The 19,639-nt window shown below is 61.6% G+C and carries 19 protein-coding genes; 5 read left to right on the top strand and 14 right to left on the bottom strand.

The genetic code is table 11. The features are described from left to right. Positions 1–45: 45 nt before the first annotated feature. Positions 46–336: a Dabb family protein gene (locus tag J1C56_RS02925; protein WP_214385837.1), complete on the bottom strand. Its 291-nt coding sequence runs from the start codon at positions 334–336 to the stop codon at positions 46–48. Positions 337–935: 599 nt separating this feature from the next. Between J1C56_RS02925 and J1C56_RS02920 the strand changes: the two genes are divergently transcribed. Continuing rightward, entirely contained in the window at positions 936–2,192 is a 1,257-nt protein-coding gene (locus tag J1C56_RS02920; RefSeq protein ID WP_214385835.1) for an SAM-dependent methyltransferase, read from the top strand. 138 nt (positions 2,193–2,330) lie between these two features. Continuing rightward, the gene (locus J1C56_RS02915; RefSeq protein ID WP_214385833.1) at positions 2,331–3,311 is read left to right on the top strand and encodes a glycerophosphodiester phosphodiesterase family protein; all 981 of its coding nucleotides are present in this window, start codon (positions 2,331–2,333) and stop codon (positions 3,309–3,311) included. A gap of 64 nt (positions 3,312–3,375) precedes the next feature. On the opposite strand, the gene J1C56_RS02910 is transcribed toward J1C56_RS02915, so the two are convergent. Continuing rightward, the gene (locus J1C56_RS02910; protein WP_214385831.1) at positions 3,376–5,352 is read right to left on the bottom strand and encodes a bifunctional 2',3'-cyclic-nucleotide 2'-phosphodiesterase/3'-nucleotidase; all 1,977 of its coding nucleotides are present in this window, start codon (positions 5,350–5,352) and stop codon (positions 3,376–3,378) included. Between the two features lie 170 nt (positions 5,353–5,522). Further along, positions 5,523–5,996 (bottom strand): Lrp/AsnC family transcriptional regulator, encoded by a 474-nt coding sequence (locus tag J1C56_RS02905; RefSeq protein WP_214385829.1) that lies wholly within the window; start codon positions 5,994–5,996, stop codon positions 5,523–5,525. A gap of 154 nt (positions 5,997–6,150) precedes the next feature. Here J1C56_RS02905 and ald point away from each other — a divergent pair, with 154 nt between their 5' ends. Both ald and J1C56_RS02895 read left to right on the top strand, forming a co-directional pair. Next, positions 6,151–7,266 carry an alanine dehydrogenase gene (gene ald / locus J1C56_RS02900; protein WP_214385827.1) on the top strand — a complete coding sequence of 372 codons (1,116 nt, stop codon included), beginning with the start codon at positions 6,151–6,153 and terminating at the stop codon, positions 7,264–7,266. Between the two features lie 445 nt (positions 7,267–7,711). Next, the gene (locus tag J1C56_RS02895) at positions 7,712–9,013 is read left to right on the top strand and encodes an outer membrane protein (protein ID WP_214385825.1); all 1,302 of its coding nucleotides are present in this window, start codon (positions 7,712–7,714) and stop codon (positions 9,011–9,013) included. A 67-nt stretch (positions 9,014–9,080) separates the two neighbouring features. On the opposite strand, the gene J1C56_RS02890 is transcribed toward J1C56_RS02895, so the two are convergent. The 7 genes from J1C56_RS02890 to J1C56_RS02860 all read right to left on the bottom strand — a co-directional run bounded on the left by J1C56_RS02890 (position 9,081) and on the right by J1C56_RS02860 (position 14,452). Next, on the bottom strand, positions 9,081–9,581 hold the full coding sequence (locus J1C56_RS02890; protein WP_214385823.1) for a DUF1203 domain-containing protein: 501 nt from the start codon (positions 9,579–9,581) through the stop codon (positions 9,081–9,083). A 67-nt stretch (positions 9,582–9,648) separates the two neighbouring features. After that, the gene (dapB, locus tag J1C56_RS02885; protein ID WP_214385821.1) at positions 9,649–10,470 is read right to left on the bottom strand and encodes a 4-hydroxy-tetrahydrodipicolinate reductase; all 822 of its coding nucleotides are present in this window, start codon (positions 10,468–10,470) and stop codon (positions 9,649–9,651) included. Between the two features lie 104 nt (positions 10,471–10,574). After that, on the bottom strand, positions 10,575–11,132 hold the full coding sequence (locus J1C56_RS02880) for an OmpA family protein (RefSeq protein ID WP_184774267.1): 558 nt from the start codon (positions 11,130–11,132) through the stop codon (positions 10,575–10,577). 110 nt (positions 11,133–11,242) lie between these two features. Further along, on the bottom strand, positions 11,243–11,806 hold the full coding sequence (locus J1C56_RS02875) for a GNAT family N-acetyltransferase (RefSeq protein ID WP_214386652.1): 564 nt from the start codon (positions 11,804–11,806) through the stop codon (positions 11,243–11,245). A gap of 2 nt (positions 11,807–11,808) precedes the next feature. After that, positions 11,809–12,660: a 3-mercaptopyruvate sulfurtransferase gene (gene sseA / locus J1C56_RS02870; RefSeq protein ID WP_214385819.1), complete on the bottom strand. Its 852-nt coding sequence runs from the start codon at positions 12,658–12,660 to the stop codon at positions 11,809–11,811. Positions 12,661–12,677: 17 nt separating this feature from the next. Continuing rightward, on the bottom strand, positions 12,678–13,421 hold the full coding sequence (locus tag J1C56_RS02865; protein ID WP_214385816.1) for an alanyl-tRNA editing protein: 744 nt from the start codon (positions 13,419–13,421) through the stop codon (positions 12,678–12,680). Further along, positions 13,421–14,452: a cysteine synthase A gene (locus J1C56_RS02860; RefSeq protein WP_214385814.1), complete on the bottom strand. Its 1,032-nt coding sequence runs from the start codon at positions 14,450–14,452 to the stop codon at positions 13,421–13,423. The genes J1C56_RS02865 and J1C56_RS02860 overlap by 1 nt, the downstream gene beginning before the upstream one ends. Positions 14,453–14,670: 218 nt before the next feature. Here J1C56_RS02860 and J1C56_RS02855 point away from each other — a divergent pair, with 218 nt between their 5' ends. After that, positions 14,671–15,492, top strand: coding sequence for an SDR family NAD(P)-dependent oxidoreductase (locus J1C56_RS02855; protein ID WP_214385812.1), 822 nt, complete (start codon positions 14,671–14,673; stop codon positions 15,490–15,492). Here the strand turns inward: J1C56_RS02855 and J1C56_RS02850 are convergent. The 4 genes from J1C56_RS02850 to deoD form a co-directional block, all read right to left on the bottom strand. Beyond that, positions 15,465–16,700, bottom strand: a complete 1,236-nt coding sequence (locus J1C56_RS02850) for an MFS transporter (protein ID WP_214385810.1) — start codon at positions 16,698–16,700, stop codon at positions 15,465–15,467. The genes J1C56_RS02855 and J1C56_RS02850 overlap by 28 nt on opposite strands. A gap of 105 nt (positions 16,701–16,805) precedes the next feature. After that, entirely contained in the window at positions 16,806–18,164 is a 1,359-nt protein-coding gene (locus J1C56_RS02845; RefSeq protein WP_280223140.1) for a DEAD/DEAH box helicase, read from the bottom strand. 333 nt (positions 18,165–18,497) lie between these two features. Beyond that, positions 18,498–18,674 carry a hypothetical protein gene (locus J1C56_RS02840; RefSeq protein WP_214385806.1) on the bottom strand — a complete coding sequence of 59 codons (177 nt, stop codon included), beginning with the start codon at positions 18,672–18,674 and terminating at the stop codon, positions 18,498–18,500. Between the two features lie 187 nt (positions 18,675–18,861). Then, entirely contained in the window at positions 18,862–19,614 is a 753-nt protein-coding gene (gene deoD, locus J1C56_RS02835) for a purine-nucleoside phosphorylase (protein WP_214385804.1), read from the bottom strand. Positions 19,615–19,639 lie beyond the last annotated feature (25 nt).

Genomic DNA, 19,639 nt, shown 5'->3' with positions numbered 1-19,639 from the left:
TGGAATTTCAACGGAACGCGCTGCGGCCTTGCCGGAGCGCGTTTTTTATTGCGCGGCGACTACATCCGCCGAATAGCGCAGTTCACGCATCGGACGCACACGCTGGGTCGTCCGGTCATAGAGCGGATGGGCCTTGTAGGCGGCAAGTGCCGCCTGGTCGGCAAACTCGGCGTAGACGACGATGTCGATCTCATCCGAATACGGGTCGACCTTGGTGTTAACAGTCACTTCGAAGACCGTGGAATGCGGAATATTGCCAAGCGCCGACAATTCCTCGCGGATCATCTCGACGTCCTGTTTCTGCCGCGCACTGAAGAACACGATGTGCCGGATCAAGCCGCGATTCCTTCTGCTGCTCTTGCTGGCGCCTTTTGGGTCGGCTTTCGGCTCGCGTCAATCGGGCAAAAGGCAGCAGCACGGATCGGGCAGCAGATCCATCAGTCCGTGACCATCCGCACGATGCGATGTACCTCCCGCACGGCTTTGGCGGTCGCATCGCCCTGGTTGTACAAAATGTCCCAGATGAGGAACAAGGCGACGCACATTATCGCGATGACATAGCGAATTTGATGCCCTCCCCACGGTTGCGCCGGAAGCCCGAGAAACGGCCTGCGCCATAGGCCCACCTTAAGCATTAGCGACATCTAATAACAAAGAAATTCGCTCTGATGCCGGATCGCATTCGATCCGGCTCTGGGGCCGCGTCTGGCATATCAGCGCTTGCCAGATGTCACTTGAAGTTCGAGGTTTTGGCGGTGAAGATCACGACAGATTCACCGCTGCACGCGGAAGTCTTGGCGGCCCAAAGCCAAGTCCTTCGCGAGCTGGCAGGAGATGCGTTCGGCGGCGCGTTTCGGGAACGGCGACAGCGGTGCACAAGATTTGGAGCAACGGGCCCGACACGCCGTACCGGGCTGCAATATTGGGACGTCGAGATGGCCCAGCGGAATTCGGACGGTTTTACGAATCATGGCGTGACGAGGCTTCACGAGGGCAACGTCGCGGACATTGCCAGGGGCTTGCCGGCGCGTGTGCGCATGGCACTGTCGGCAGCACTTCACCTGCCGCGCGGTTCGCTCAAGGTGAAGATGCCGGACGGACGCAGCATCCTGGTCGGCGGCAAGGCGCCGGGACCTGAAGCCGAGATCGTGCTGCATAATTGGAAGCTGCCCTCGCGCGCCTTTAGTGGCGGTACCATCGGGGTTGCTGAATCCTACATCGACGGCGATTGGGACAGTCCTGACGTCACCAGCTTCCTCGAGCTGTTCGTGGTCAACAGCGAGGCGGGAGAAGGTGTCGCCGGCGGCGCCAACTGGCTGCTCTCCACCATCCAGCGCATTCGCCACTGGCTCAACGACAACACACGCACCGGCTCGAAGAGGAACATTTCCGCCCATTACGATCTAGGCAACGCCTTTTATAGCCAGTGGCTCGACCCGAGCATGACCTATTCATCGGGTCTCTATGCCACTGGCGCCAATGACCTAGCAGGCGCGCAGACCGAAAAATATCGGGCGCTGGCCCGTGACACCGGCATCGGCCCCAATGACCATGTGCTGGAGATCGGGTGCGGCTGGGGCGGCTTCGCCGAGTTTGCTGCGCGCGAGATCGGCTGCAAGGTGACGGGGCTGACGATCAGCCGCGAACAGTTCGATTTTGCCCAGAAGCGCATTCACAATGCCGGGCTTTCCGACAAGGTCGAGCTCAAGCTGCAGGATTATCGCGACGAGACCGGCCGCTACGACCGCATCGCCTCGATCGAGATGTTCGAGGCTGTCGGCGAAAAATACTGGCCGGCGTTCTTCGCCAAGATGAAACAGTGCCTGCCCTCGGGCGGCACCGCAGGCCTTCAGATCATCACCATCAACGAGGCAGCCTACCCACTGTACCGCAAGCGGCCCGACTTCATCCAGCGTTACGTATTCCCAGGCGGCATGCTGCCGACACCGACTTTGCTCAAGTCGCTCGGCGCCGAGCACGGGCTCGACTACCTGCGCGAGCGTGTCTTCCCGCAGGATTATGCCCGCACGCTGGCCGAATGGCGCACCCGCTTCTGGTCGTCCTGGGAGCGTATCGTGCCGCTTGGCTTCGACGATCGCTTCAAGAAGCTCTGGGAGTTCTACCTGCACTATTGCGAGGCAGGTTTTCGCGCCGAATACATCGACGTGCGCCAAGTGGTCTACAAGGCCTGACGGGCACGTTTCTGCGACATAGCCCGAAACAACTGATGCGTTGCCTGCAAAGGCGCCGTTGCGTCATCATTTCGTCTTCAAAACGCCGAATCCTTGGCCAGTCTCGTTTCGCGGGCTGGCCTCGGAGCGAATCAAGACATGCGCAAGCGAAACATCTTCCTTCTCGTTGCTCTGGCGTCGGCCGGGGCGATCTATCTCAACAACACGTCGCTGCTTTCCAACCGTCCTGACGGCAAGCCGGTCGTCCTTGCCCATCGCGGACTGGCGCAGGAATATGACCGCACCGGACTGACCGGCGACACCTGCACCGCCGAGCGCATGCTCCCGCCGCGGCACGACTACCTCGAAAACACCATCCGCTCGATGGACGCCGCCTTCGCACGCGGTGCAGACGTGCTGGAACTCGATGTGCATCCAACCACCGACGGCAAGTTCGCGGTCTTCCACGACTGGACGGTGGATTGCCGCACCGAGGGCAGCGGCGAGACGCGCAGCCATTCGATGGCGGATCTCAAGAATCTGGATGTCGGCTACGGCTATACCGCCGATGGCGGCAAGACTTATCCCTTTCGCGGCCAGGGCGTCGGACTGATGCCGTCGCTCGACGAGGTGATGGCGCGGTTCCCCGATCGGCGCTTCCACATCAATGTCAAAAGCAACGACGCCAGGGAGGGCGAAGCACTGGCGGCCTTCCTTTCGCCCCTGCCCGCGGAGCGCCGCGCTGCCCTCACTGTCGTTGGCGGCGACAAGCCGCTGCAAGCGGTCAAGGCCGCCCTGCCCGGCATGCGGACCCTCGGCAAGAAATCGCTGACCCGCTGCCTGTTGCGCTACGCAGGGCTCGGCTGGAGCGGCTATGTGCCGGAGGACTGCAGGGGCACGACACTCGGCATTCCAATCAACATTGCCCCCTGGCTATGGGGTTGGCCGAACCGTTTCCTTGACCGCATGGAAAATGCCGGCACCAATGTCTACCTGTTCGGGCCCTATCACGGCGGCGGTTTTTCCGACGGCATCGATGATCCAGCCATGATCGAAACACTGCCCGCTGGCTATTCCGGCGGCATTTCCACCGACGCGCTCGACCTGGTCATGCCGGCCATCCAACGCCGGGCCAACTGACCAGCCCTTGCGCGAACGAAAGGGCGGCCGGGTCTCTCCAGCCGCCCCCCTGATCTTCTAAATCTCAAAGCGTGATGCGGTACTTGGCGAAACCTTCCGCGCCATCGCCCGCCGGCTCGATCTTGACCGCCTTGACCTCTGCGATGTGGTCCTTGGCCTTGGGGCCGGTTTCGAAGATCACCGAAGCGCCCGCGACCGGAGCGAACGACCAGTTGGAGTCGGCCGACGGGTTGATCGTACCCTGGTCGACGATGTAGCGCACGATCACGTCGCGGTTGGTGTCAGGGGCTTCGAAGACCAGCTTCGACGCATTGATTTCGGGGAAATTGCCACCGCCGCCGGCGCGGTAGTTGTTCGACGCAACAACGAATTTCGCTGCCAGATCAATCGGCTTGCCCTCAAACATCAGATCGACGATGCGGTTTGAAGCAGCGTCCAGTACTGCCCCCTTGGGATCATATTTCGGCGGCTGCGCCAGGTCGATCTTGTAGGTCACGCCGTCGATGACGTCGAAATTGTAGGAGGGAAAATCGGGATTGATCAGCACCTGGTCTGCCTTGCCGGGCTCCACCTTGTTGAAGATGCCGGCGGACATCTCGAGCCATTCCTTGACCTGGGCGCCGGTCACCGCCACCGCCTGCACCGTATTGGGGTAGAGGTAGAGGTCGGCGACGTTCTTGATCGCGACGGCGCCGGCCGGAACGTCGGTGTAATAGTCCGGCCCGCCGCGGCCGCCCGACTTGAAGGGTGCCGCGGCCGATAGCACCGGCAGGTCCTTGTGCTCGGTGTCCTTGAGCATGTCCTTGATGTACCAGATCTGCGCCTGGCTCACGATCTGGACCGAGGGATCGTCGGCGACGAGCGCGAAGTAGGAGTAGAGTGGTGCCGAAGTCTTGCCGACGGGCGTGCGCACATAAGCGAGCGTCGCTTCGTGCTCTTCCTTGGCCGCAGCCTCGACCGCCGCCTTGCTCTCCACAGTCGGCACCACCTTCTTGTCGACGCGCTTAGAGATAGGCCGCGCCTCGCTGGTCGAACTGACCACTTTCCAAGTCTTGCCGTCGCGCTCGAGCAGCAGGTCGATCAGGCCGAGATGCGAGCCCCAGAAGCCGCCCATCACGCCCGGCTTGCCGTTGATCGTGCCCTTGGCGTTGTCGAGACCCTCGACCTTGTCGAACTTCGGCCCGGGGAAGTCGAGATGGCTGTGGCCGGTGACGATCGCATCGATGCCCTCGACACCGGCAAGCAGGATGGAGGCGTTTTCGAGGTTTTCCGCAGCCTGCGGCGTGCCCATGCCGGAATGCGAGAGTGCAATGACGATGTCGGCGCCCTGCTCGCGGATCTCGGGCACCCAGGCCTGGGCTGCCTTGACGATGTCGCGGGTCATGGCCTTGCCGTGCAGGTGGCGCGAATCCCAAGTCATCACCTGGGGTGGCACGAAGCCGATCAGACCGATACGGATCGGATGCTCGGCACCCGAACCATCCTTCACCTTCCTGTCGAGGATCACATAGGGCTTGAGGAACAGCTCGTCCTTGGTTGCGTCGGCAGCCAGTTCGCCTTTGGTCAGGTTGGAGCAGACAACGGGGAAGTTCGCGCCGGCCAGAACCTTGAACATGTAGTCGAGGCCGTAGTTGAATTCGTGGTTGCCCAGCGTCGAGCAATCATAGCCCAGTGTGTTCATCGCCTTGATGATCGGATGGACGTCGCCATCCTTCATGCCGCGCTGATAGGCCATGTAGTCGCCCATCGGGTTACCCTGCAGGAAGTCGCCATTGTCGACGAGGATCGAGTTGGTGGCCTCAGTGCGGATGGCGTCGATGATCGAGGCGGTGCGGGCAACGCCCATCGTGTCGTTCGGCTTGTCGGCATAGTAGTCGTAGGGAAACACATGGACGTGCAGGTCCGTGGTTTCCATGATGCGAAGATGCGCCTGGTTGGCCTGCGCACGTGCCGAAAAAGGGTGGAGCATTACAAGTGCACCCGCTGCAGCCGATCCCGCCAGGAAAGAACGGCGAGAAACAGGTTGATTCACGTTGGACATTTTCATTCTCCAGGAAATGAACTGACAGTATTTAGCCGGCGTCCCAAAGATCAAATGTCGCGCCAAAATTCATGCGAGTCCAGCCGACTCGCATGACAGCCTCGCGACATCGCGTGTAGAATGGATTGGTCCAGCGCGATGCTGGCCGTTGCAGCCAGCTTTGTACTGCTTCAGAGCAGTTCCGGCCTAATCCCCATCACCGTGCGATCGACGATCTCGCGCAGGGCGAAGGATGAATTGATCTTGGTGACATGCGGCATCGCCGACAGCCATTCCTTGTGGATGCGCTCGTAGTCGGGCAGATCGCGGGCAGCGATGCGCAGGATGTAGTCGTATTCGCCGGACATCAAATGGCAAGACAGGATGTTAGGGCAGCGCTTTACCGCGACCTCGAAATCCGAAAGCGTCTTTTCGAACTGCCCCGACAGCGAGATATGCACGATCACCGTCATCTGGTGACCGAGCGCGACATTCGAAAGGCGGGCGTGATAACCGCTGATGATGCCTGACTTCTCGAGATTATCGAGGCGCCGAGAGCAGGCCGATTGCGACAACCCGATCTTCTCGGCCAATGCTGCGTTGGGCATCCGCCCATCCTTCTGTAGCGCGTCCAGAATGGCGATATCGATCCTGTCCAACGGCATTCTTCGAATTTCCTTCGATGATACAGAGGATGCACGCAAAAAATATCGAACAACCCCTGGTAGCGCAACCATTTTCGCAAACATATTCGGAACGATTCATGATTGACTTCGTCATGAGGAAGAAAGCCAAAAATGGCTGCGGAGGAGCAGGAAGATGCGCGTAGGTTGCCCCAAGGAAATCAAGAATCATGAATACCGCGTCGGGCTGACGCCCGGCTCGGTTCGCGAATATGTCGCCCACGGCCACGAGGTCCTGGTCGAAACAGGCGCGGGTGCCGGGATCGGCGCCGACGACAATGCATATCGCGCGGCGGGCGCCCAGATCGCCAAGACCGCCGAGGAGGTCTTCACCCGCTCGGACATGATCGTCAAGGTCAAGGAGCCGCAGCCCAAGGAATGGGCGCAACTGCGCGAAGGCCAGATTCTCTACACATATCTGCATCTGGCGCCGGATCCGGAGCAGACCAAGGGGCTGCTTGCCTCTGGTGTGACGGCGGTCGCCTATGAAACGGTCACGGACGAGCGCGGCGGCCTGCCGCTGCTGGCGCCGATGTCGGAAGTTGCCGGCCGCCTGGCGATTCAGGCGGGCGCGACGGCGCTGCAGAAGGCCTATGGCGGCCGTGGCGTGCTGCTCGGCGGCGTGCCGGGCGTGCTGCCGGGCAAGGTCGCGGTGATCGGCGGCGGCGTCGTCGGCCTGCATGCCGCGCGCATGGCGGCCGGGCTCGGTGCCGATGTCAGCATCATCGACCGCTCCATCCCGCGCCTGCGCCAGCTCGACGACCTGTTCGCCGGCCGTGTCCACACGCGCTACTCGACTGTCGAGGCGCTTGAGGAAGAATGCTTTTCGGCCGACCTGATCATCGGCGCGGTGCTCATCCCCGGAGCCGCGGCGCCCAAGCTGGTCAGCCGCGAGATGCTGTCAGGCATGAAGAAGGGTGCGGTGCTTGTCGATGTCGCCATCGACCAGGGCGGCTGCTTCGAAACCTCGCATGCAACGACACACGCCGACCCGACCTACGAAGTCGACGGCATCATCCATTACTGCGTCGCCAACATGCCGGGTGCCGTTCCAGTGACCTCGGCGCATGCGCTCAACAACGCCACGCTGCAATATGGCCTGGCACTCGCCGATCGCGGCCTCAAGGCGCTCGCCGACGAGCCGCATTTGCGCAACGGCCTCAACGTGCATCGCGGACGGATAACCAGCCGCCCGGTCGCGGAAGCTCTCGGCTACGAGATGACGGAAGCAAAGTCGGCACTGGCCGCCTGATTCGTCCCGTGCCGCGATCAAGCGCCCGTCGCAGCGATGCGGCGGGCTTTTTTTGTCCGTTGATCCCTCGCCTTCGCCGCCTCCCCAAAAATACTACCAAAAATAGTCTGCGCTTTGGCACGGATTTGACGGCCCGTGACATCTTAGCTGCATCAAACGCAACGCAGGCGTGCCATGACTGCTTGGGGTCGCAACAATGGGCGTTCGCAAAGACCTTCGAAATGCTTCTCCCGGGCCAACCGGGCCGCGGCGATGGCTTTCGTCGGCAAAAGCCGCTGTAGAACAGCAGGTTTTGCTGCCAAGCCATTGGCGCACGAAGACATTTCCTGGTCCCGACGTTCATGCTGGCAATCTAATTTGCCTGTGAGTGTGACATTTTAGTTGCACCGCAAGCAACCTAGGCGTGCTAGCAAAGCGACATTGGGTAAGGTTGGGGTAGTAAACTATGACATTTGGTAAGACTTGGCAGGCGCTGTTGCTTGGCGCTGTGTCGGCTGTTGCAATCAACTCGGCATCCTTTGCCGCTGATTCAGTAGCGGAAGCACCGGCGGCAGGCTTCAACTGGAGCGGTGTCTATGTCGGCTTCGGTGGTGGCGTCGGCGCGAATGTCCACGAAGTGAGTTCGCCGCTTACAGCACCGGGATTTTCCTTCAATGGCATCGGTGGCGAAGGCGTTTTCGGAGAGCTGACGGTTGGCTACGACTATCTGGTGTCGCCGCGGTTCCTGGTCGGTGGCCTGGTTGACGCGCATTTCGGTAACATCGCGACCAAGATTGACGCCGCGCCTTTCGCCGACGCGTCGATCACCGAGAAGTATGGCTTTGATGTTGGCGTTCGCGCCGGCTACCTCGTGACACCGAGCACACTGGGCTACGTCCTGGGCGGTTACGCCTGGCAGAAATCTGAACTCGAATCGAGCGGCGGTTTCGGTGGCAGTGGCAGCTTTGACTGGGACAAGGACGGCTATTTCCTTGGAGTTGGCGTCGAAACGGTGGTCGCCAGCAACTGGACGCTCAAGACTGAGTATCGCTACACGCGCTTCAGCACCGCAAACATCCTGAGCGAACTCGGCGCTCCCGACGGCATCTTGGACACGGACACGTCGCGGCACACCTTCAGCGTCGCGGCCAACTATCGCTTCGGTGCCCAGAACGGCGGCGCGGCTGCATTCGAGTCGCCTGCCTATAGCTGGACCGGCTTCTACATCGGCGGCAATGTCGGTGCCGGTGCGGCCGTTCACGAACTGGGTTTCGGCGGCGTAGCCTCCTTCAACGGCGTCGGTGGCGAAGGCGCATTCGGCGAACTCAATGTCGGTTACGACCATGAATTCGGCGGCAATTGGGTTGCAGGCGTCCAGTTGGGCGGACGTTACTCGGGTGTAACCAGCGAAATCAATTTTGGTCCTGGCAAGCTGAACCTCGACGCCGACTACGGCTTTGACCTTCTTGCCAGGGTCGGCATGAAGCTCAATGAATCGACGCTGGCCTATGTGCTTGGCGGCTACAGCTGGCAGCATTTCGATCTCGTTGCCAGCAGCGGTGGCAATAGCCAGTCGCTGATCGACTGGAATGCAGGCGGCTTCTCCGTCGGCGGCGGTCTCGAAGCGGCCGTCACCAACAATATGACGGTCAACCTCGAATACCGCTACGCGCAGTACCAGTCGGAAGATTTCGACAGCAGCGGCTTCTTTGAAGTCACGCCGTCGTCGCACACCGTCCGCGTGGGCGCGAAGTACAAGTTCAACTGAGACCGTTTCAGGCAAACGGCCCCAACCCGCCGCAGCGATGCGGCGGGTTTTTTTGTTTGCAACTCAGTCAGGTAGCGGCGCCACTTGACGTCAGAGGTTCGTCCAGCTCGATCCGGCACTGGTAGCAATTGTTCTTTGCCGAACGCATATGCACGTAGGCCACGTCAGGCCGTTGGAGCAGTTGTTCGGCGCGATCAGGGATCTCGGGCGTCGGCGTCACCGCACCCGTGCCGTAGACGATGCGATCGTCGGCGCTGTAGCCACGCAGGATGTAGTCCTTGGTTCGCGTAAACAGTTCCGGCAGTTCGCCCGCCTCCGCCGCACGGGGGCATTCCCCGGCATGCAGGAAGATCGGCCCGGTTTCTGCATAAGGCTGCAGCGCCGGAAACGGCCGGTAGGCAAGAATGAGATAACCCTCTCCGGCAGCGACATTGGTCAGGCAGTGGCGGCATGGCACTCCGTCGCCATCGGAGATCTTGCGCTCCGGCTTCATGCCATAGGCGTCTGGCTCGCCGTGCTGTAGCGCCCTTACCACTTCGGTGGGCAGAGCCTGGAAACGAATGTTCATCGCGACAATCCTCGTTGATCGATTGCCGCAAGCTATGTGGGGCGCAGGCGCGCGCCCACCCGATTTCCTACACCGACAGCGTTTCGTCCATCAGCGCGTCGAGCACCCTGACCAGGCCGGTGAATTCGCGCACCCGGCGAATGGCAAGCAGGGTGCCGGCGACATAGGGCACAGCTGAGGTGCCGGCGTCGTGACGGATAGTCAGGCGCTCTTCGGGCAATCCAAAAACCGCCTCGCAGGACAGCTGATAGGACGGCAGGCGCAGCGAATGGACCTGCACCGCCGTGCCTTCGCCCAGGGTCGCGCCTCGGGCTTCCGGATGGCCGTAGATTTCGGAGGTCGGCAAAGCCGTGGGCGCGCCGCGAATCTCGGACAGCGTCTCGGCCAGTTCGAGCGCGGTACCCGAAGGGGCGTCCGCCTTTCTGGCGCTGGCATAGTCGATGATTTCGACGTCGGGCACGTACTGCGCCGCCATCAACGCGAACTTCTTCATCAAAGTTGCCGTGATCGAATAGTTGCCGGCGGCAACGACACCGACGCCATTGGCGCGGGCGGCGGCATTGATCTCGCGATAGTCGGCTGCTCTCAGGCCCGAAGTGCCGATGACGACATGTCGACCGCGCGAAATGGCGAGCATGGCGTGATCCCTGACCGCAACCGGCTTGGTGTAGTCGACGACCACGTCGCAAGTCGCAGACAAGGCCTCAGCAAGCGTGCCGCTGATCTTCTGGCCGTTAGGCTGACCTCCCGTGGCCACACCAACGTCATGTCCAGCTGCCCGGCGTGCAACCGCGCCGGTAAGCTGCATGTCGCCTTGCGCCAGTATGGCCGGGATGAGTGCCTTGCCAACCCAGCCGGTGGCGCCGGCCATCACCACTTTGATCGTCATCTTTCGCCCTCCATATTTTGGTATACTGTATACTACATAAGAGGGCGCAAATAAAGCCCGGCTCTCGCAAGCCAGGCTCCCTGGAATTCGTATTGCGCTTGGGGCTAGCGGATGAAGGCGTCGTAGCGGCGCAGCGTGACGCGGCGATTGCGCCAGTTCTCGTTCTGGGTGGGCACCAGCAGGAATTCTTCGCCGTAACCCACTGTTTCCAGCGCATAGCGCGGGATGCCGAACTCACGCACCAGGGTCTGCTTCAGCGAAGCGGCGCGGCGCTCCGACAGTGCCTGGTTGGAGCCGAACGAGCCCACCGCGTCGGTATGGCCTTCGATCAGCACGCGGGCATCGGGATCGCGACGCAAGATGCGGTCGAGGGCATTGGCGATGTTTTCCACCTTGCCATATTGCGAATATGGCACCTCGGCCGAACCGAAGGCGAAGTTGATCGACTGGATGTCGATCGACGGCGCCATGCGGCGCAGGTCGGGCCGGCGCTTGAATTCACGCACGGTGACGCGTTGGTTGGGCTTGAGCTTCGTCGTAGGTGCTGCCTGAAGCTGGCGCTCGATCTGCGACGCCGAAGGCGTCGTCGCCTGCGCGGCAGCGAGAGAAGGCGCGGCAAGCACGGCGATCAGCGCGGCAGCAAGCGTACGGCGGTTCAACATCTTCATTCTCCTTGCATAATTCGACCGTCAGGCCGGACCTGATGCGCGGAAAATGCCAGAACCAACCTGAAGAAGCGATGAACGGGCGGTTCAGCCGGGGTTGTACGCCATCACGGCCGCATAACGCTTGCCGAACGTTCGGCGAAGGTCATTGTCCGCACCGTCTCGGTTTTCTGCGCGACCGGCGAAAAGCCCATTTTCTGGTAGAGCGGCAGGGCTGCCGGATGGTCGAGCGTGCAGGTCTGCACCGTCACCTTGTTGGGCCTGTATGACCATGCGGCGGCAATGGCAGCACCCAGGAACCAGCGGCCGATGCCCTGCCCCATGGCGTGGTCCATCATGCCGAAATAGGCGAGTTCGACCTCATCGGGCAAATGCGGCTTGATGTCCATGAAACCTGCCGGTGCGCCATCGAGATACAGCACCCTGATGTCGCGATCCTCGCGATGGAGACCGGCGGCAAGCTCATCGTCATCGAGCCTGAGACTGTTGACCCAATGCCATTTGCGGCCAACGCGGTCGGCGAGGTAGCGATAATAATGCAGCGGAATGTCGCGCGTCCTGAGAAGGGCGATCTGGCGATTGACCGGCAGCGGCGGCGTGTAAACCGGCGGCACATGCATTTCCAGGAATGTGACCGTGACCTCGATGTTTTCGCTGCGGTCGACGGCCATGTTCATGCTTTCCCCGTCACGACAGGCGTGTCGGACAAGCCGCCCCATTCGGTCCAGGAGCCGTCATAAAGCCTGACGTCGCCATGCCCGAGAGACTGCAATGCGAGCGTGATGACGGCCGCGGTGACGCCCGAGCCGCAGGAGGTGACGATAGGCTTGGAGAGGTCGAGCCCCGCCGCCTCGAGCGTTGCCTTCAGGCGATCGAGCGGCAGAAGCTCGCCATTCTCCGACAGCGTTGCCGAAGGCACACTGCGCGCGCCAGGCATGTGGCCTGAACGCAGGCCGGCACGCGGTTCCGGATCAGTGCCTGCGAAGCGCCCGGCAGAGCGTGCATCGGCAATCTGGGCGCTGCCTGTGTCGACGATTGCTCGCATCTCGGCGAGCGAAACGACCTTGGAGGCGTCATAGTCGACATGGAACACGCCGGGTGCGGTCTTGGTTGGCTCGGCGGTGACCGGGCGGCCCGCTGCCTTCCAACGATCGAACCCGCCGTCGAGAATGTAGACCTGGAACACGCCCATGATGCGGAACATCCACCAGACACGGGGGGCCGACTGGAAGCCCGGGCCATCGTAGATGACGATTGTGTCGTCGGCGGAAATGCCCATCGAGCCGGCAAAGCGTGCGAACAACGATGGCGACGGCAGCGTGTGTGGCAAGGTCGAATCCGGATCGACGACCAGGTCCTGGTCGAAAAACACCGCACCGGGAATGTGAGCCGCATCATGTTCGGCGCGTGCATCACGCTTCTGCGCCGGCATGTACCAGGAGGCGTCGACAATCGACAGTCCGGGCGTTCCCAGCCGCTTTTCCAGCCAATCCGCATCGATGACGAAGGCGCTCTTGTCGCTCATGGCAATTTCTCCGGGGTTCAGTTGGCGGGCATCGCGCCGAAGCGGATGCGGAAGCGGCGGTTCTCGCGCCCCTTCTTTTCGATCTTGCCGATATGGATCTCGCCGATTTCGCCCGTGCTGGCGACATGGGTCCCGCCACAGGGCTGGCTGTCGATCGAGGCATTGTCGCCGATGCAGACGAGCCTGATCTTGCCAGTGCCGGATGGCGGACGCACGTTCTTAGACTTCACGAGCGTCGGATTGGCGACAAGCTCGGCGTCGGAAATCCAGCTGTTGTAAATCGGATGGTTGGCGCGGACGAGTTCCATCAACTGGGCCGTCACGTCCTCCTTGGTGAAGCCAGCATCTGGAATGTCGAAATCGACCCGCGAATCCTCTTCATGCACCGACGCTCCAGTGATCGGGTATGGACAAACCACCGTCAGCAGATGGCAGGCAGCATGCATGCGCATCAACAGAAGCCGCCGCGGCCAGTCGATAGCCAGCCTCAGCCGCTCGCCGACCTCGGGTATCGCCTGATGCAGCGCCGGCACATGAATGATCTCGTCCTTGCTTTCGCCGGTGATCGTTGCAGCAACGGCGATCTGGCTGCCGTCGTCGCGCACCATCAAGCCGGTGTCGCCAGGCTGGCCGCCCGACGTGGCATAAAAGATCGTCCGGTCGAGGATGATGCCGCCGCGTTCGTTGACGCCAACGACTTTGGCCTCGGTCTCGCGCAGATAGGAATCCTCGCGAAAGACCGCCTCGGTCGAAAATGCCATCACGCCACCTGCTCGAACGGCACCGAAATGCTGGGTTCGGTCTCCATCCATTCGGGCACCGGCAGGCTCTTGCTGCGCAGGAAGTCCGGATTGAACAGCTTTGACTGATAGCGCGTTCCGAAATCGGCAAGCACCGTCACGATGGTGTGGCCGGGGCCGAGCTGGCGCGCGAGCCGGATCGCGCCGGCGATGTTGATTCCGGTCGAGCCGCCGACGCAGATGCCCTCTTCCTGAATCAGTCCGAAGACGATCGGCAGCGCCTCCTCGTCGGGGATCTGGTAGGAGAAATCGGGCGTGAAGCCGTCCAGATTGGCGGTGATGCGGCCCTGGCCGATGCCTTCGGTGATCGAACTGCCCTCGGCGTTGAGTTCGCCTGAAGTATAATAGCTGTAGAGTGCAGCGCCGAGCGGATCGGCAAGCGCGATCTTGACCGCAGCGCTCTTTGCCTTCAGCCCGATAGCCACACCGGCGAGTGTGCCACCGGTGCCGACCGCCGACACGAAACCGTCGACCTTGCCGCCAGTCTGCTGCCAGATCTCCTCGGCAGTCGTGCGGATATGGCCCTCGCGATTGGCGACATTGTCGAACTGGTTGGCCCAGATGGCGCCGTTCGGCTCGGACTTCGCCAGTTGCTCGGCCAGGCGGCCGGAAACCTTCACGTAGTTGTTCGGGTTCTTGTAGGGAACAGCCGGAACCTCGATCAGTTCGGCGCCAAGCAGGCGAAGCGCGTCCTTCTTCTCCTGGCTCTGCGTGTCGGGAATGACGATCACGGTGCGGTAGCCGAGCGCTTTGGCGACAACAGTCAGGCCGATGCCGGTATTGCCGGCAGTGCCCTCGACGATGACCCCGCCGGGCCTGAGCAGCCCGCGCTTTTCGGCATCGCGGATGATGAACAGGCCGGCGCGATCCTTGACCGATTGCCCCGGGTTCATGAACTCGGCCTTGCCGAGTATCTCGCAGCCGGTTTCCTCCGAGGCCCGCTTGAGCCGGATGAGAGGCGTGTTGCCGATGGCATCGATCACCGAGCGCATGAAGATTCCTTCCTAATTCGCCTGAGAACCCTAGAAATGTGAGCCCGCGCTTTCAAGGGATGAAATTCTCTGGACCAGTCGCATCTGCGCGTCAACGCACGCAAGCTCCCTCCCCGGTCAGCCGATGCGCCATCAACATGGCATTCCCTAAAACAGCCTTTCCATATCCATGCCACCCCGTTAGAGCTACGCGAGAAACTACTGCCCAGAGGTTTTAAGTGAGCACATACCGGGCCGACCCGGAACACGGGGTCGCGTGGATTACCGGCGGCAGCACCGGTATCGGACGTTGCGTTGCCCGATTGCTGGCAAGCCAAGGCTACACCGTTGCCGTTACAGTCCGCCCCAACGATCCGATCGATACGTTGATCGAGGAAACCCGCGGCATGGCCGGCCAAGTGCTGTCGTTTCCGTCCGACGTCACCGACGAAGCCGGCATGGCCGCTGCCGTCGCTGCCATCGAGGCACAGGCCGGCCCGATCGTGCTCGCGATCTTCAATGCCGGATCCTACATGCCCGTCACTGGCGAAAACCTGCGCATGGAAGCCTTCCGCCAAAGCTTTGCGGTCAATGTGTTCGGCGTCATCAACGGCCTGGTGCCGGTCATCGAACGGATGCGCAATCGCGGCCGTGGACATATCGTGTTCATGGGATCGATCAGCTGCTATTTCGGCTGGCCGACAACGGCTGCCTATGGCGCCACAAAGGCTGCCATCAACATCATCGCCGAGGCGCTGAAGTTCGACTTCGACAAGATGAACATCCGCACGCAGGTGATGAACCCCGGCTTCATCGACACGCCGCTAACCGAGAAGAGTGCCTATTACATGCCGGCGATGATGCCGGTCGAAGCTGCTGCCGAGCGTATCTGCAAGGCGATACGCAAGAGCGGTTTCGAGGTCACCTTCCCGCGTCGCCTGACCTGGGTCATGAAGCTGTTGTTCCTGTTGCCGCGACCGCTACGGGAAAGGGCGCTTCGCATCGCTACGCGTTGGAAGGCAGAGCCAATGATCTACCTCAGGCGCTCGAGCTTCGACTGAGCCTCCGTGGTGGCCGCGGCCTCCGGTTTTGCGTCGCGCGCCCAGAGGTAGATGACGATCGCCACCCCGAGCATCAGCACGTAGAACCAGAACAGTGCCGAATAGGCTGCGGTCGGGTCGCCCGGCACCACATTGGCCGTAACCACTGCGCCTGTTGCAAACTGCATCAGACCCACACCGCCGATAGCAAAAAAGTTCATCAGCGTCACGCCGCGCCCGATCAGGTGCGGCGGCAGGAAGGCACGCGCATGCGCCATCAGCAGGCCATAGCTGCCGCCGGTCACGCCGATGACGACGAAGACGATCGTGATGGTGGTTATGTCCGACACGACATTCAGCGCGAGGTACAGGATCGCCGCGAGGCCGATGGTGTTGCCGACGACCGCAACCCATTTCCGGGTACGAAACATCGTATCGAGCGGGCCATAGACGAAGGCACCAGCCACCATGGCGAACGCCATGAAGAACGTCACCTGCCCGATCAGCAGCGCGTCAGCACCGTAGACATCGGCAAGATAAGGGCCCGACCAAAGACCTCTTATGCCTGTCGTTGGAGCATAGTTGATCGCGGTAAGCGGAATGATCGGCCACAACACGCGCATTCGAAGCAGTTCGAGATAACCGCCAAATCCGGCATTGCCGCTTTCCATGCCCTCTGGCGATTTCGGATCGCGCACAACGACCAAGACGGCAAGTGCCGCAGCAATGGTGATCACGCCCAGTCCAGCCATGACCGGTCGCCAGCCGAACGCCTCGGCGGCTTGCGCCAACGGTGCCGCGCCGATGACGTTTCCGGCGGTGCCAAAAGCGACCATCCAGGAGGCCAGAACGGAGAATCGGGCGATGGAAAATGTGCGCGCGAAGATGAACAGCGATGACATCAACACGGGCGCGCAGCCGATCCCGATCATCGCCATGGCCACGGTGACCATCCAGGGGGCCGTAGCCGAGGCGAAAACGAAAGCCCCGCCTCCGCCACCAAGCAAAAGCAGCGTCGAGGCGGTGCGTCGTGGGCCAAATCGATCGAGCGAAACACCGATGGCAAATTGCGCCAGCGCAAAGGCGATGAAGAAGGCGCCGGAGGCGAAGGACAATTGCGCCTTGGTGGCGCCGAGTTCAGCGGTGAGTGCCGGCGTCAGCACCGCCATGAACGAGCGGTAGAATTGCGACAGCACGTAAGCGATTGCGAGCGTCGCTATTCCGGCCATGCCGTCTCCTCAAACGAAAGGGCGGCCGAAGCACCGCCCCGACCGCCCTAACCTATTCATGCCATGTCAGCAAATGGACCAGGTAGGCCCGATCTGCTGCACAGATTACGCCGCGCGCGTGTTCGGCTTGCGCGCACCGAAGCGACGCTTGCCACTCTTGGGCGCATTGCCATTCGGGCGATCGCCCTTAGGCTTGCCACCATTGTTGCCACGCGGGCGCTGACCGCTGGGCCGGCGTTCCTCGCGGTCGCCGCGATCGTTGGCCGGCACGAAGCTGCGTGGCTCACCGGCCGGACGTGCCGGATCGGGTTCGCCAAGATGGTCGGCGTCGATGGTCAGCTTCATGCGGATGATGCGTTCGACCTGCCGCAGCTTGGAGTTTTCCGAAGGATCGACCAGCGTGACGGCGATGCCGTTGGCGCCGTTACGGCCGGTACGGCCGATGCGGTGGACGTAGCTTTCAGCCTCATCAGGCAGGTCGAAGTTCACAACGTGGCTGATACCAGGCACATCGATGCCGCGTGCCGCGATATCGGTGGCGACGAGGATGCGGACCTTGCCGGCGCGGAAGCCGTTAAGCGCAGCCTGACGCGCATTCTGCGACTTGTTGCCGTGGATGACGGCAGCGGGAAAGCCGTCGCGATCCAGATCCTTCACGACACGGTCGGCGCCATGCTTGGTGCGGGCGAAGACCAGGACCGAGGTCATGGCCTCGTCGGCGAGCATCTTTGCCAGGATCTGACGCTTCTGCTTGGTGCGGGCGAGAATGATGCTCTGGCGGATTTCAGCCGCGGTCGTGCTCTGCGGCGCAACCTCGACACGAATCGGATCCTTGAGCAGGCCCTGCGCCAGTTCAGCGATCTCAGCCGGCATGGTTGCCGAAAACAGGGCGGTCTGACGGTTGCGCGCGGTCGCCTTGGCGATGCGCTTGACGTCGTTGATGAAGCCCATGTCGAGCATGCGGTCAGCCTCGTCGAGGACCAGCCACTGGGTGTCGGCCAGAACGAGGTCGCCTTCACGGACGAGGTCGGTCAGGCGGCCCGGCGTGGCAATCAGCACATCGACGCCCGGAGCGATCTTCTTGACCTGCGAAAAGCGCGACACGCCGCCGAGGACAAGCGCTGTCGAGACATGCGAGCCCTTGGCCAGAATCTTGATGGTGTCTTCGATCTGCACGGCGAGTTCACGCGTCGGTGCAAGGATCAGTGCGCGCGCCGTCTTGGGCCGGCGCTTGGTGCCAAGCGCAACAATCTTGGACAGGATCGGCAGCGAGAACGCTGCGGTCTTGCCCGAACCGGTCTGGGCGATGCCGAGGATGTCGCGTCCTGCCAGCTGCGCCGGAATGGATTCGACCTGAATCGGCTTGGGCTCGGTGAAGCCCGCAAGCTGGGTAGCCTTGAGCAGAGCGCCGGTAATGCCGAGTTTCGCGAAGCCGTTCAGCTCCGCATTGATTTCATTCGTCAATATCATCTTCTTTCGTGCGACGGCTATCCGCCACAAACAACAATGGCGGCAGGGCGCAACCTGCCGGCCTCAATCTCTCGTGAAACGACAAGGCGGCGGACGACCGTCCGCTCGGCTGCGCTGTCGTGCCCGCTGGCCTCATGCCGCGGGTCTATTCCACCGCTTTCCGTCGCGGGAAGGGTGAAAACAGACGCAACCAGTCTCTCTGAGGAGAAAGCCGTAAGCCCGGCTCAAGCGCCTATGACGCTGCATATGGATGATTTGGCAATAAATAGCAAGCCTCCTATGTTGCAACGCAACATGGAAGGACGAACATGTCGATATCGATCTGTCTCAGGCAGTGCCGACAACTTCGTTGAAAGTATCCAGGTCAACATAAAATATCCTGGTGATCGCGATGATCAGCTCGTCCCCCCAATAGCCGTGCGATTTCAAGATGCTGACTGCGGTGAGTATGTCGACCGGTTCGGTCAGACGCCTCTTCATGCTTTCCTCGACAAACTGTTCCAACGGGCTGTTCCTTCGCCAATTGCCCAAACGCAATGAACACAGGACAGAACACGCAATCAGAGGTATGGATCGCAGCTTGCGCGGAACTTGCCGATGCGGATGGCAGCTCCATCTTCGATCGTAATGACACGGGAAAAGCGGCCGACTCACAAGGCCACTTTGAGGTTAGCATAGCCTCATGAGTACGCTACCGCTGGGGAGAACCAGGTTCCGCCTCCGCCGAGGTCGCGTTGGTCGCTACGTCCAGGGCAAGGCGGACCATGTCAGTGAATAATTCCTGGCGCTCCGTTGAATCCGTATCCTCGTGGTTGACCAGGCTGTCGACCACCGTGCAGATCGACAAGGCTTTGGCACCAAACCGGGCGGCGACCGTGTACAGCGCGTTCGTCTCCATATCGACAGCCAGCGCGCCATGGGCGCGAACCCCGGCAAAACGCCCAAGTACATCGGGGTGGTAGAACACGTCGCTCGAGGCCGTCTGGCCGACATGGTGGACGAGGCCCATTTCCGCCGCTAGGCGAGCAGCCCGGCACAACAGCTCAAAATTGGCGCTCGGCGCATAGTCGTAGACACCGAAAAGCTGGCGATTAATGGCGCTGTCGCTGCTCGACGATTGCGAAATGACCAGGCTGCGCAGCTTGACGTGCTCGGCCAGCCCACCGCAGGTGCCGACGCGGATCAGCGTCTTTGCGCCATAGGTCTCAAGCAACTCATGAGCATAGATGGCGAGCGAAGGCGCACCTATGCCGGTGGTGTGCAGGCTTATCGGGGCGCCGCGATAGCGCCCGGTATATGCGAGCGCGCCACGCACCCGGTTCACGCACCGGACGTCCTGCAGGAAAGTGGCGGCGATCCATTCGGTACGCTGGGGATCGCCCGGCAATAGCACCGTCTCGGCGTAGTCGCCTCGTTTTGCCTCGTTATGCGGCGTTGTCTGCATATGTCCACCCTGACGACGCTTGCCC

It is taken from the genome of Aminobacter anthyllidis, assembly GCF_018555685.1.
GTDB classification, from domain to species: domain Bacteria; phylum Pseudomonadota; class Alphaproteobacteria; order Rhizobiales; family Rhizobiaceae; genus Aminobacter; species Aminobacter anthyllidis.
This window is presented reverse-complemented; position numbering and strand designations above follow the sequence as displayed.

Excerpts from the sequence above, each read along its gene's own strand:
- dapB (WP_214385821.1), bottom strand. The coding sequence starts at position 10,470 with ATGACGATCAAAGTGGTGATGGCCGGCGCCACCGGCTGGGTTGGCAAG.
- sseA (WP_214385819.1), bottom strand. The coding sequence starts at position 12,660 with ATGAGCGACAAGAGCGCCTTCGTCATCGATGCGGATTGGCTGGAAAAG.
- deoD (WP_214385804.1), bottom strand. The coding sequence starts at position 19,614 with ATGCAGACAACGCCGCATAACGAGGCAAAACGAGGCGACTACGCCGAG.
- J1C56_RS02905 (WP_214385829.1), bottom strand. The coding sequence starts at position 5,996 with ATGCCGTTGGACAGGATCGATATCGCCATTCTGGACGCGCTACAGAAG.
- J1C56_RS02895 (WP_214385825.1), top strand. The coding sequence starts at position 7,712 with ATGACATTTGGTAAGACTTGGCAGGCGCTGTTGCTTGGCGCTGTGTCG.
- J1C56_RS02880 (WP_184774267.1), bottom strand. The coding sequence starts at position 11,132 with ATGTTGAACCGCCGTACGCTTGCTGCCGCGCTGATCGCCGTGCTTGCC.
- ald (WP_214385827.1), top strand. The coding sequence starts at position 6,151 with ATGCGCGTAGGTTGCCCCAAGGAAATCAAGAATCATGAATACCGCGTC.
- J1C56_RS02865 (WP_214385816.1), bottom strand. The coding sequence starts at position 13,421 with ATGGCATTTTCGACCGAGGCGGTCTTTCGCGAGGATTCCTATCTGCGC.
- J1C56_RS02890 (WP_214385823.1), bottom strand. The coding sequence starts at position 9,581 with ATGAACATTCGTTTCCAGGCTCTGCCCACCGAAGTGGTAAGGGCGCTA.
- J1C56_RS02920 (WP_214385835.1), top strand. The coding sequence starts at position 936 with ATGGCCCAGCGGAATTCGGACGGTTTTACGAATCATGGCGTGACGAGG.
- J1C56_RS02915 (WP_214385833.1), top strand. The coding sequence starts at position 2,331 with ATGCGCAAGCGAAACATCTTCCTTCTCGTTGCTCTGGCGTCGGCCGGG.
- J1C56_RS02910 (WP_214385831.1), bottom strand. The coding sequence starts at position 5,352 with ATGTCCAACGTGAATCAACCTGTTTCTCGCCGTTCTTTCCTGGCGGGA.
- J1C56_RS02860 (WP_214385814.1), bottom strand. The coding sequence starts at position 14,452 with ATGCGCTCGGTGATCGATGCCATCGGCAACACGCCTCTCATCCGGCTC.
- J1C56_RS02850 (WP_214385810.1), bottom strand. The coding sequence starts at position 16,700 with ATGGCCGGAATAGCGACGCTCGCAATCGCTTACGTGCTGTCGCAATTC.
- J1C56_RS02875 (WP_214386652.1), bottom strand. The coding sequence starts at position 11,806 with ATGGCCGTCGACCGCAGCGAAAACATCGAGGTCACGGTCACATTCCTG.